Source organism: Roseomonas alba (genome assembly GCF_019430885.1).
GTDB lineage: Bacteria > Pseudomonadota > Alphaproteobacteria > Acetobacterales > Acetobacteraceae > Neoroseomonas > Neoroseomonas alba.
The window spans coordinates 271694-283552 of record NZ_JAHYBZ010000001.1 but is presented as its reverse complement, the minus strand read 5'-3'; the positions used below and the strand labels follow the sequence as shown (position 1 = coordinate 283552).

Sequence of the window (11859 nt, the reverse complement as noted above, 5' to 3'; positions counted from 1 at the left end):
TGCCCGGCCATGACGGCCTGTTTCGCGCCTGAGCGCCTGCCCCACCCCTTCGACCCCGACGCCGCCCGCCTGATGCGGGAGAATTTCGCCGAACGCGGCGAGGCGGAACGGGACTTCGCCGCGTCCGGCCCCGGCCGGGCGCTGCTCGATGCGCTCGGGGGGCACAGCCCCTATCTGGCGGATCTCGCCATCCGCGAATCCGCCGCGCTGCTGGCCATCGCCCAGGATGGGCCGGATGAGGCCTTCGCCCGAGCGCTCGATCCGCTGACCCGCATCGACCCCGAGACGCCGCGCGCGGCCGTTGCGACCGTGCTGCGCCAGGCCAAGCGCCAGGGCGCCCTGGCGGCTGCGGTGGGTGACATCACAGGGCTGTGGCCACTCGACCGTGTCACCGGGGCGCTGTCCGACCTGGCGGAGGCGTCGATCGACGCCGCCTGCGCGCATTTGCTGCGCGATGCCGCTGCCCGCGGCGAACTCCGCGTTACGGGCGCAGCCCGGACGGAACCGCGGCTCGTCGGTCGGAACTCGGGCCTCGTCGTGCTTGGGATGGGCAAGCTGGGCGGGCGCGAACTGAACTATTCGTCCGATGTGGACCTCATGGTGCTCTATGACCCTGCGGCAGCCTACCATGCCGATCGCGCGGGCGCCGTCTATGTCCGAATCGCCCGCGATCTCGTGAGGCTGCTCGAGGAACGCACGGCCGAGGGCTATGTTTTCCGCACGGATCTGCGATTGCGCCCGGATCCGGCGGCGACGCCGCTCGCGGTCTCGATCCCCGCCGCCATCACCTACTACGAGAGCATGGGCCAGAACTGGGAACGCGCCGCCATGATCAAGGCGCGGCCGGTCGCGGCTGACCGCGCGGCGGGCGAGGCCTTCCTGCGCGAGATCCGGCCCTTCGTCTGGCGCCGCCATCTCGACTTCGCCGCGGTCGCCGACATCCATTCCATCAAGCGCCAGATCCACGCCCACAAGGGTGCGAAGGGCGCGCACGACACGGTGCAGGTCGAAGGTCATGACGTGAAGCTCGGCCGCGGCGGCATCCGCGAGATCGAGTTCACCGTGCAGGTGCTGCAACTGATCTGGGGCGGGCGCGATCCAGGGCTGCGCGACCCGACGACGCTCGGCGCGCTGTCCTCGCTCGCCAGCGCGGGCAAGATCGACCGGCGCGCGGCGGCAGACCTCGCCGACGCCTACGTCTTCCTCCGCACCCTCGAACACCGGCTGCAGATGGTCGCCGACCGGCAGACCCATCGCATGCCGGAGGATGCGCAGGGCATCGCCAACATCGCCTCCTTCCTCGGCTTCCCGGATGTCGAGGCCTTCCGCCGCGTCTTCACCGAGCATCTGCGCAAGGTCGAACGCCATTACGGCCGGATGTTCGAGGCCGAGCCGACGCTCGCCGCCGAGGACGTCCGGGGCAGCCTGGTCTTCACCGGCGTCGAGGACGACCCGGCGACCATCGCGACGCTGCGAGCGATGGGCTACGCGAATCCCTCGGCCGTCGCGGCGCTGGTGCGCGGCTGGCACCATGGCCATACCCGCGCGACACGCAGCGAGCGCGCGCGCGAATTGCTGACGGCGCTGATGCCCGGCCTGCTCGCCGCCTTCGCAAAGCAGCGCGATCCGGATACGGCGCTGGCACGGCTCGACGGGGTGTTCGGGCGGCTCGCCGCCGGCGTGCAGGTGCTCTCGCTGCTGGCACGCAATCCGGCGCTGCTCGACCGGCTGGCCGCCATCCTCGGGGCGGCGCCGCAGCTTGCCGACCATCTCGCCAGCCATACCGCGGCGCTGGAAGGGCTGCTGGTCGGCGCCGGCGGCACGGTGGGCAACGCCGCGACCACCCTGCCCGCCCAGCTCAAGGACGCGCGCCACATCGAGGAAGCGATGGACGCCGCCCGCCGCCTGGTGCTGGAGGGCAAGTTCGAGATCGACGCGGCCGCGCTGGAAGGCCTGATCGACATCGACGCGGCGGGCGAGGCGCGCAGCGCCCTGGCCGATGCCGCCATCATCGGGCTGCTCCCGCACATCCAGGCGGAATTCGCCGAGCGATACGGCAAGGTGAAGGGTGGCGGCCTGGCCGTCGTCGCGCTGGGCAAGCTCGGCGGGCGCGAGATGCTGCCGGGATCGGATCTCGATCTGATCCTGATCTATGACCACGCCGCCGGCGTGGAGGCGAGTGAGGGCAGGCCACGGCGCGGCCATCCCGCACCGCGCCCGCTGCCGGTCAGCCAGTATTTCACCCGTCTCGCGCATCAGGTGATCGGCGGCATCACCGCGCCGGGGCCCGGCGGCAAGCTGTATGAGGTGGATATGCGGCTGCGGCCCTCCGGGTCGAAGGGGCCGGTCGCCGTCTCGCTGTCCGGCTTCCAGCGCTACCACGCGGAGGATGCCTGGACCTGGGAACGCATGGCGCTGACCCGCGCCCGCGTGGTGTCCGCGACGCCGGCGCTGAAACGCAAGGTGGAAGCCGCGATCCGCACCGCGCTGCTGCGGCCCGATGTGGCGGACAAGGCGATCCCCGACGCGGTCGCGATGCGGGCGCGCATGCTGCGCGACCTGCCGCCGGACGGCCCCTGGGATGTGAAGCTCGGCCGCGGCGGGCTGGTCGAGGTGGAGTTCATCGCCCAGGCGCTGCAACTCGCGCATGCGAAGCGGCATCCGGAGGCGCTCGCCACCACGACGCGCGTCGCGATCGCGCGGCTGGCCAAGGCCGGGCTGCTCGACCCCGCCGAGGCGGAGACCCTGATCGCGGCCGAACATCTGTGGCGCACCATCAGCGGTCTGCTGCGCCTGACCGTCGGCCGCTGGCGGGAGGAAGCCCTGCCCGAGAGTCTGGTTGCGCCGCTGCTGCATGCCTGTCGCGGGCTGAATCCCGCCACGCCCTTGGTTGACCTCGCCGGGCTCAAGGCACAGATGGCGAGCCGGGCGAAGGCGGTGCGCGCGGTGTTCGAGCGGCGCCTGGGACGGCCTGAAACCAACGGGGACGCGAAATGAGCGCACTGACCGAAGGCAGTACCGCACCCGCCTTCACCATGAAGGCAAGTGGCGGGCGGGAGGTCTCCTCCGCCGCGCTCAAGGGTAAGCCTTACCTGATCTACTTCTACCCGAAGGCCAATACGCCGGGCTGTACCACCCAGGCCTGCGGCGTGCAGGAGGCGCTGCCGCAACTCGGCAAGCTCGGCCTGACGGTGATCGGGGTCAGCCCCGACGCCATCCCGCCCATCGAGAAATTCGCGGCGAAGTACAATCTCGCCTTCCCGCTCGCCTCCGATGCCGACCACGCGGTCGCCGAGGCCTATGGCGTCTGGGTCGAGAAGTCGATGTATGGCCGGACCTATATGGGCATGGAGCGCAGCAGCTTCCTGGTCGGCGCGGACGGGAAGATCGTGAAGGTCTGGCGCAAGGTGAAGCCGGCCGAGCACGCCGCCCAGGTGCTGGAGGCCGCGAAGGCGCTATAGCTACTGCCCGGTGGCGATCTGCCGGAAGACGTCCTCCGCTTCCTTGAAGGTCTCCTCGGCCCGGGCCTTCATCAGCGGATCGGCGAAGCGGTCGGGGTGGAAGCGCAGGCGGAAGGCGCGACGGGCCGCATCGACGAGCCAGCCGGGCGCCGTGTCGGCCAGGTGCACGCGGCGCATCAGCGTGCCGCCGCGCGAGGGCAGCGGTTCGCACGCCAGCGCCCGTTCGGCGGTGGCGGCACGGGCCTCGGCCTCCCGCGCGCGGCGCTCGGCCTGGTCCAGCCGGGCCTTCAGGGCGGCGACTTCGGGCCCGCCATCGGCGGCGGGGCGTTCAGACAGCGCGCTGGTGCCGCCGATCAGCGCTGCCACGCGCTGCGCCGCGGCGACAGCCACATCCACGTCACGACGGCTCAACTCCGCCAGGATGTATTCCAGCAGTTCCTGGTCATGCGCGTTGGATTCGGCGAAATCCAGCAGCCGGGCGGAAGGCCAGTTCGCGATGCTGCGCCGATTGAGAGCCTGGACGGCTTCCGACATGGCCTGATTGTTACCCGGTCTGTCCCAAAAACGCAGCATGACAGACGAATTGAGCGATCTCCACGCACCAGCGGTAGCGAAATAGCGCCCATCGGTTGTGTCGTCCTCGCGATGATCGCGTCATGGTCCGCGCAGTCGCTCGATCGCGTCAAAGCAGGCCTCGGCGCGCTTGAAGATCTCCTCGGCACGCGGCCGGCGTTGGCGGTCCGCGACGGCATCCGGGTGGTAGCGGCGGCGGAAGGCGCGGCGGACCTCCGCCACCAGCCAGGCCGGCGCGTCGGGCGCCAGATGGACGCGGCGATGCAGGTCTCCCGCCTCCCCGGACGGGTCGAGCGGCGTCCGGGCCGCGTCCAGTGCCGCGATCCGCGCCCGCAGCGCGGTGATCTCCTGCGCCGCGGCGGCGAGGGTGCCGCGCAGCCGTCGGATCTCACCCTCCGCCGGCGGCGGCATCGCGGCGCAGGCGGCGAGCATTCCGCGCAACCGCTCTTCCAGCGCCTTGGCGCGCCGGCCACGTCGATGGGATGCTTCCTCCAGCAGGGTGGTCAGCACGGCGGTCTGCAACGGGTGCAGCGTGGCCTGCTCGGCCAGTTGCTCGAGCGGCCATTCGCGCAGCGGGCGTTCCGGGTGCCGATCCCCGTTCACGCGGCGTCCTCCTGTTCAGCCGTGCGTTTGTCGCAGGTCGGGGTTAACGACGCGCTGCGACAAGGCCCCTTTCGGACAGGGCGCGCGTGGAGGACACTGCGCCCGATAGCGCCGGGAGGATGACGATGCGCGATTTCCGTATAGGCCGAAGGGCCACCGTCGGGCTTGGCATGGCCCTGGCCAGCCCCGCCGTGCACGCACAGGGCGCCTGGCCGAACCGGCCCGTCCGCATCGTCGTGCCCTTCCCGCCGGGTGGTTCGAACGACGTGGTCGCGCGGCCGATCGCCGAGCGGCTGCAGCATCGCCTCGGCCAGCCCGTCGTCATCGAGAACCGGGCCGGCGCCGGCGGAGCGATCGGCGCGACCGCCGTGACGCAGTCGCCGGCCGACGGCTATACGCTGATGGTCTCCTCCTCCTCCTTCGCCACGACCTCCATCGCGCAGCGCGTGCCCTGGACGGTGCTGGACAATTTCACGCCCATCGCGCTGCTCGCGCGCTCGCCCTTCATCGTCATCGTGAACAACGATTTCCCGGCGCGCAGCGTGCAGGACCTGGTGCGCATCGCGAAGGAACGGCCGGGCACGATCGACTACGCGACCTCGGGGCCCGGCGGCATCAACCACTTCGTCACCGAGTACTTCTGCCAGGCCGCGGGCGTGCGGATGAACCACGTGCCCTATCGCGGCACGGGGCCGGCGGTGACGGATCTCGTCGCGGGGCATGTGCAGCTCATGATCACGACCATGCCGAGCGCAGCGGGCGTCGTGCGGGACAACCGCGTGCGGCTGCTCGCCTACACCGCGCCCGGCGCACCCGAAGGCGCGCCGCCGGCGCCCATCGTGAAGGATCTCGGCATCAACTACGAAACCGACATCTGGTGGGGCATGTTCGGCCCGAAGGACGTGCCGGCGCCGATCGTGGACAAGCTGAACACCGAGGTGAATGCCGCGCTGCGCGACCCCGACATGGTGCGGCTGTTCCAAGGTGAGGGCGCGCGCCCGTCCCCCGGCACGCCCGCGGACTTCATCGCGCTGCTGCGCAGCGAGATCGCGCGCTGGCGCGAGGTGGCGCGGGTGGCGGACATTCACTTGGACTGAGGCGCAGCATGCCGGAGATCCACCGCAAGCAATTCGACCCCGCTGCGCGCGGCGCCATGGACGGCGTGCGGGTGGTGGATCTCTCGCGCCTCGTCGCCGGGAACGTGCTGACCAAGGTCTTCTCCGACCACGGCGCGGAGGTGGTGAAGGTCGAGCCGCCCGAGGGCGACACGCTGCGCGCCTGGCGCGTCGGCGGCGTCGAGACCTCGTGGAAAACGATCTGCCGCAACAAGAAGTCGGTCTGTCTCAACCTGAAGACGCCCGATGGCATCGCGACGGTGAAGGCGCTGGTGAAGGACGCCGCGATGTTCGTGGAATCCTTCCGCCCCGGCGTGCTGGAGGCGATGGGGCTCGCGCCCGATGTGCTGCTCGCCATCAATCCGAAGCTGGTGATCGTCCGCATCTCCGGCTGGGGGCAGGATGGGCCCTACAGCCACAAGCCGGGCTTCGGCACGCTGGTCGAAGGGTATTCCGGCTTCGCGGCGATCAACGGCTTCGAGGATCGCGAGCCGGTTCTGCCGCCGATGTTCATGGGCGATGCCTATGCGGGGCTGTATGGCGCCTCGGTCGCGATGATCGCGCTGCGCCATGCGGAAACGGGAGGCGCCGGCCAGGTGCTGGACGTGTCGCTGTTCGAACCGCTGTTCAGCGTGCTGGAACCGCAGATCGCGAATTGGCGGCTGACGCAGAAGCGCAAGCCGCGCACGGGCAGCCGGTCCACCAATACCTCGCCGCGCAACGCGTATCGCACCAAGGATGGCGGCTGGGTCTGCCTGTCGGCCTCGACGCAGGGCATGACGGAGAAGCTGCTGCGGTCCATCGGGCGGGAGGATCTGATCACCGACCCGCGCTTCGTGAACAACCCCGCCCGGCTGCAGCATTGGGAAGAACTCGACGCCATCATCGGCGGCTGGATCGGGGAACGCGACCTCGCGGCGAATCTCGATCACTTCGACAAGGCCGGCGTGACCATCGGCCCGATCATGGACACGGCGATGCTGGAACGCGACCGCTACACCGTCGAGCGCGAGGCGCTGATCGAGGTCCCCGACGAGGACATGCCCGATGGCTGGCTGCCCATGCATGGCTTCGTCCCGCGCCTGTCCGGCACGCCCGGCATCCTGGCCCGCCCCGCCCCGCGCATCGGCGAGCACAATGACGAGATCCTGACCCCGGTGCTGGGGACCGCGGAACTCGCGCGGCTGCGCGCCGCGGGCGTGGTGCGGGAGGCCGCGCCGAAGCAAGCCGCCGAATAGGGCTTGCTATTGGAGCGATCGCTCCATTAAGTTCTGGATCATTCGATCCAGAACCTGTGGAGCCCTGCCCTGGCCCGTCCCCGCGCCTTCGACGAGAGCGCCGCGCTCGATGCGGCCATGACCCGCTTCTGGGAGCATGGCTATGCCGCGACCTCGGTGCGCGACCTCGGCGATTGCATGGGGCTGGGGGCGGCGAGCCTCTACAACGCCTTCGGCGACAAGCGGGCGCTGTTCACGCGCTGCCTCGACCGTTACCTCGACCGCAACATGCGCGAGCGCATCGCGCGGCATGAAGCGAGCAACCCGCCGCGCGAGGCGATCGAGGCGTTCCTGGCCGAGAGCGTCGAACGGTCCCTCGCCGACCGGCGCGGCTGCCTGCTGGTCAACACCGCGCTCGAAATCGCGCCGCATGACGAGGAGGTCGGCGAGGTCGTCGCCGCGCGGCTCGGCGAGCTCGAAGCCTTCTTCCGCCGCTGCATCCTGCGCGGTCAGCGCAGCGGGACCATCGCGCGGCGGCATCCCGCGCGCGATCTCGCACGGCTGTTCCTGACCACCGTGATGGGGCTGCGCGTCCTGGCGCGCGCGCGGCCCGAACCCGCGCTGCTGCGCGGTGCCGTGCGCCAGGCCCTGACCCTTCTCGATCCCCCCGCAACGGAGATCCCGTCGTGATCGACCTGCACTACTGGACGACGCCGAACGGCCACAAGGTAACGATGTTCCTGGAAGAAGCGGGCCTGCCCTACCGCATCATCCCGGTGAACATCTCCGCCGGCGATCAGTTCAAGCCGGACTTCCTGGCCATCGCGCCGAACAACCGTATCCCGGCCATCGTCGATCACGCGCCGGCGGATGGCTCCGCGCCGGTGTCGCTGTTCGAGAGCGGCGCGATCCTGCTGTATCTCGCCGACAAGATCGGCCGCTTCATCGCGCCCGCATCGCAGGTCCATGCGCGCGCCGAGGTGCTGCAATGGCTGTTCTGGCAGATGGGCGGGCTCGGCCCGATGGCCGGGCAGAACCACCACTTCTCCCAATACGCGCCGGAGAAGATCCCCTACGCGATCAATCGCTATGTCAACGAGACCAACCGGCTCTATGGCGTGCTGAACAAGCGCCTGGCCGATCGCGCCTTCATGGCGGGCGATGACTACTCCATCGCCGACATGGCCACCTACCCCTGGATCGTGCCGCATGAGCGCCAGGGCCAGAAGCTTGAGCACTTCCCGCACCTCAAGCGCTGGTTCGACGCCATCCGCGCGCGCCCGGCGACCGAGCGTGCCTATGCCCGCGCGCAGGAGGTAAACAGCACGCCGACGGTGAACGCCGCCTCCTCCTCCATCCTGTTCGGCCAGACGGCCAAGACCGTCGCGGCGGAGTGAGACCATGGGACTGAAACTGTTCGAACTCTGCGGCCAGGATCCCGTCCGCGTCTTCAGCCCCTTCTGCTGGCGATCGCGCATGGCGCTGACGCTGAAGGGCCTGCCCTTCGAAAGCGTGCCCTGGCGCTTCACCGAGACCGATCGCCTCGCCTTCGCGCAGCACGACAAGGTGCCTGTGCTGGTCGATGGCGATCGCGCCGTGCCGGATTCCTGGGCCATCGCGCAATATCTCGACGCGACCTATCCCGGGACGCCGTCGTTGCTGCACGGCAACCCCGAACCCTATCTGTTCGTCGCCGCCTGGAACGACACGGTGGTGCAGGCGGGCATCTCGCGGCTCATCGTCTCCGACATTCCGCCGCTGCTCGGCGAGAAGGAGCTGCCCTACTTCATGGAGAGCCGCGAGAAGCGCTTCGGCATGCCCCTCGCCGAGGTGACCGCGGATCGTGACGTGAAGCTTCCCGCCTATCGCGCCAGCCTGCAGCCGATGCGCCAGGCGCTGAAGGGCCGCGACTTCCTCGGCGGCGCGGCGCCCGACTACGCCGACTGCATCGTCTTCGGGACCTTCATGTGGGCGCGCGTGGTCAGCCCGCTCGCCGTGCTGGAAGCCGACGACCCCATTCATGCCTGGCGGGAGCGCATGCTCGACCTCGCCGGCGGCATGGCCCGCAACGCTCCCTGCTGCTGAGATCACCATGACCCAGGCCACGAAGCTCGCCGCCGGCGCGGTATTCCCCGACATCAGCGTGGCCCGCCTCGGCGGCGGAACCATCGCACCCGCGGCAATGGAAGGCTGGCGCCTGCTGGTCGTCTATCGCGGCAAGCACTGCCCGCTGTGCAAGCCCTACCTGACCACGCTGGACGGGCTGATCGACAGCTTCGCCGAGGCCGGCGTGCAGGTGATGGCCGTCTCCGCCGATCCGGAGGAGAAGGCCACCGCCGACGTCGCCGAATTCGGCTGGCGCTTTCCAGTCGGCTACGGGCTGACCGTCGCGCAGATGCAGGAACTCGGGCTCTACGTCTCGACGCCGCGCTCGGCGCAGGAGACGGACCGGCCCTTCGCGGAACCGGGGCTATTCCTGATCAACCCGGAAGGGCGTGTGCAGATCGTCGATATCTCCAACGCACCCTTCTCGCGGCCGGACCTCGCCGCGATCGCACGGGGGGCGAAGCGGATCCAGGAGATGAACTACCCGATCCGGGGGACGCTGGCGGCGTAAGGCGCTGTTGGAGGGGGCTTTGCCCCCTCCAAGCCTCCCCCACCAAAGGCCACAGGGCCTTTGGAAACCGTCACTTGGTGCTGTGCAGCACGGTCCGGCCGCGATCGGATGGGCGCTTCGTGCTCAGCGAGGAGCATGATCGGGCGCCGTGCAGGACAAGAGTTTCCCCATCCCGCACTGAACCATCTGCCCCACGCCAGGTATCGGTTTCCAAAGGCCCTGTGGCCTTTGGTGGGTGGGGGTCCGGGGGAGGGCAAAGCCCTCCTCCGTTGTCACGCCCTCAGAAGCTGATCTGCACTTTCATCGCCCGCGCCCTGTCCGCCGCCAATGCGAAGGCCTCTGCGGCGCGATCCACCGGAAAGCATGCCGTCAGCAACGGCGACACGTCGATCGCGCGCCGACCGAGCGTTTCCACCGCCAGCACGAATTCCGCGTGGAAGCGGAAGGTGCCGCGCCAGGTGATTTCCTTCGCGGCCAGCATCGACAGCGGCACGGACACATCCCCACCGATCCCGATCTGCACGATCGTCCCGCGCGGCCGCAGCACCGGCAGAATGCCGAGCAGGGCCGGCGCGCTGCCCGAGGCCTCGAAGGCCATGTCGAACCAGCCCTTGTTCGCGACGAAGGGCGCAAGCGCATCCGTCGCGCCCCCGACCGCGACGAAAGCGTCGGCGCCCATGGCGCGCACCGTCGCTTCGGGCGCGGTGGTCAAGTCCGTCGCCACGATCTCCCGCGCCCCCGCCAACCGCGCCGCGGCGACCGTCAGCGCCCCGATCGGCCCGCTGCCCGTGACCAGCACCCGCTTGCCCAGCAGCGGCCCGGCTTGGTTCACCGCATGCAGGCAGACGGCGAGCGGTTCCGCGAATGCCGCTGTCGTCACGTCCAGGCCATCGGGCAGCGGGACAGCCTGAGCGGCCTCGCAGACCAGCGCCTCGCGGAAGCCGCCATCGATATGCGGGTCGCGCATCGCGCTGCCGTAAAATCGCATGTCCAGGCAGTGCTGCTGCTCGCCTGCCTGGCAGAAGCGGCAGATGCCGCAGGGCAGCGAGGGATTCACCGCCACCGCCTGTCCCACGGCCAGGCCGGACACGCCTTGCCCCAGCGCATCGATCACGCCGGCGACCTCGTGCCCCAGCACCATCGGGTGCTTCACCCGTACCGTGCCGAAACCGCCATGCTGATAGTAGTGCAGGTCCGACCCGCAGATGCCGCCCGCGCCGATGCGCACGCGCACCTGGCCTGGGCCGGGCTCGGCGACCGCGCGATCCTCGACGCGCAGGTCGTGCGGCGGATGGATGACGACGGCGCGCATCACGCGACCGGCGTCGGCAGCGGACGCCCGGCGAAGTGGGCGTCGAGGTTCTCGCGCATCAGCGCCCCCATGGCCTTGCGCGTCTCCACCGTGCCGGAGGCCTGGTGCGGGGAGAGCACGACATTCGCGAAACCCTTGAACACCGGATCGATCCAGGGCTCGTTGTGGAACACATCGAGCCCCGCCGCGGCGATGCGCCCGGATTTCAGGGCCTCGATCAGCGCCGCCTCATCCACCACGGACCCGCGCGAGACGTTCACGAAGATCACGCCCCGCGGCAAGGCCTCGATCGCCGCGCGATCGACCAGGCCCGCCGTTGCCGCGCCCCCGGCCGCGGAGACGATCAGGATGTCGACATGCGGCGCCAGGGCGGCCGGCGATGCATAATGGGCATAGGGCACGTCCTTCTTCGTCCGGCCGGAATAGGCGATGTCCATGCGGAAACCCTCGGCCCGCCGCGCGATGGCGCGCCCGATCCGCCCCAGCCCGACGATGCCGAGCTTCTTGCCCCAGACCCGCGTCGCGAGCCGCATCGGCCCCTTCTGCGCCCAGGTGCCGGACCGCACATAGGCATCGCCTTCCGGGATCGCGCGCGCGGTGGCGAGCAGCAGGGCGAAGGCCATGTCCGCCACATCCTCGGTCAGCACATCCGGCGTGTTGGTCACGGCGATGCCGCGCGCCTTGGCCGCGGCGAGGTCGATCGCATCCACGCCGACGCCATAGCAGGCGATGATCCTCGCCTGCGGGCAGGCATCCATCATCGCCGCATCGGCGCCGAGTTCGCCTTTCGTCGCGATGGCACGGATCGCCGGGCCGTGCTGCGCGAGGAAATCCTCGCGGTTCGGCGCTTCGTAGAGCAGATGCAGCGAGAAGCGCTCGGCGAGCGCGACTAGGTCCCAATCCGGCAGAACGCCCACGACGAGCAGCCCTGGCTTGTCCATCCGCGGTTCCTCCCCCTAGC

At 70.0% G+C, this 11859-nt stretch carries 12 protein-coding genes; 8 read left to right on the top strand and 4 right to left on the bottom strand.

All coding sequences use genetic code 11. The annotated features are described in order from the left end of the window. Nucleotides 1-9: 9 nt before the first annotated feature. Nucleotides 10-2997: a bifunctional [glutamine synthetase] adenylyltransferase/[glutamine synthetase]-adenylyl-L-tyrosine phosphorylase gene (locus KPL78_RS01300; protein WP_219760836.1), complete on the top strand. Its 2988-nt coding sequence runs from the start codon at nucleotides 10-12 to the stop codon at nucleotides 2995-2997. Beyond that, nucleotides 2994-3461 (top strand): thioredoxin-dependent thiol peroxidase, encoded by a 468-nt coding sequence (bcp, locus tag KPL78_RS01295; RefSeq protein WP_219760835.1) that lies wholly within the window; start codon nucleotides 2994-2996, stop codon nucleotides 3459-3461. The genes KPL78_RS01300 and bcp overlap by 4 nt, the downstream gene beginning before the upstream one ends. Here the strand turns inward: bcp and KPL78_RS01290 are convergent, their stop codons facing one another. Together KPL78_RS01290 and KPL78_RS01285 are read right to left on the bottom strand one after the other, a co-directional pair. Beyond that, a complete protein-coding gene (locus KPL78_RS01290; RefSeq protein WP_219760834.1) occupies nucleotides 3462-3995 on the bottom strand; it encodes a hypothetical protein in 534 nt (177 codons plus the stop codon). 120 nt (nucleotides 3996-4115) lie between these two features. Beyond that, on the bottom strand, nucleotides 4116-4637 hold the full coding sequence (locus KPL78_RS01285; RefSeq protein ID WP_219760833.1) for a hypothetical protein: 522 nt from the start codon (nucleotides 4635-4637) through the stop codon (nucleotides 4116-4118). Between the two features lie 125 nt (nucleotides 4638-4762). On the opposite strand from KPL78_RS01285, the gene KPL78_RS01280 reads away from it, so the two are divergent. The 6 genes from KPL78_RS01280 (at nucleotide 4763) to KPL78_RS01255 (ending at nucleotide 9586) form a co-directional block, all read left to right on the top strand. Next, nucleotides 4763-5734, top strand: a complete 972-nt coding sequence (locus KPL78_RS01280; protein ID WP_219760832.1) for a Bug family tripartite tricarboxylate transporter substrate binding protein — start codon at nucleotides 4763-4765, stop codon at nucleotides 5732-5734. An 8-nt stretch (nucleotides 5735-5742) separates the two neighbouring features. Beyond that, nucleotides 5743-6990: a CaiB/BaiF CoA transferase family protein gene (locus KPL78_RS01275; protein ID WP_219760831.1), complete on the top strand. Its 1248-nt coding sequence runs from the start codon at nucleotides 5743-5745 to the stop codon at nucleotides 6988-6990. Between the two features lie 117 nt (nucleotides 6991-7107). Then, on the top strand, nucleotides 7108-7659 hold the full coding sequence (locus KPL78_RS01270; RefSeq protein WP_255568500.1) for a TetR/AcrR family transcriptional regulator: 552 nt from the start codon (nucleotides 7108-7110) through the stop codon (nucleotides 7657-7659). Then, a complete protein-coding gene (locus KPL78_RS01265) occupies nucleotides 7656-8366 on the top strand; it encodes a glutathione binding-like protein (protein ID WP_219760830.1) in 711 nt (236 codons plus the stop codon). The genes KPL78_RS01270 and KPL78_RS01265 overlap by 4 nt, the downstream gene beginning before the upstream one ends. A 4-nt stretch (nucleotides 8367-8370) precedes the next feature. After that, complete coding sequence (locus KPL78_RS01260) at nucleotides 8371-9054, top strand: glutathione S-transferase family protein (RefSeq protein WP_219760829.1); 684 nt, start codon at nucleotides 8371-8373, stop codon at nucleotides 9052-9054. Between the two features lie 7 nt (nucleotides 9055-9061). Then, nucleotides 9062-9586 carry a peroxiredoxin-like family protein gene (locus KPL78_RS01255; protein WP_219760828.1) on the top strand — a complete coding sequence of 175 codons (525 nt, stop codon included), beginning with the start codon at nucleotides 9062-9064 and terminating at the stop codon, nucleotides 9584-9586. Nucleotides 9587-9866: 280 nt separating this feature from the next. Here the strand turns inward: KPL78_RS01255 and KPL78_RS01250 are convergent, their stop codons facing one another. Then, nucleotides 9867-10898, bottom strand: coding sequence for an L-idonate 5-dehydrogenase (locus KPL78_RS01250; RefSeq protein ID WP_219760827.1), 1032 nt, complete (start codon nucleotides 10896-10898; stop codon nucleotides 9867-9869). After that, entirely contained in the window at nucleotides 10898-11839 is a 942-nt protein-coding gene (locus KPL78_RS01245; protein ID WP_219760826.1) for a 2-hydroxyacid dehydrogenase, read from the bottom strand. The genes KPL78_RS01250 and KPL78_RS01245 overlap by 1 nt, the downstream gene beginning before the upstream one ends. Between the last annotated feature and the right edge of the window lie 20 nt (nucleotides 11840-11859).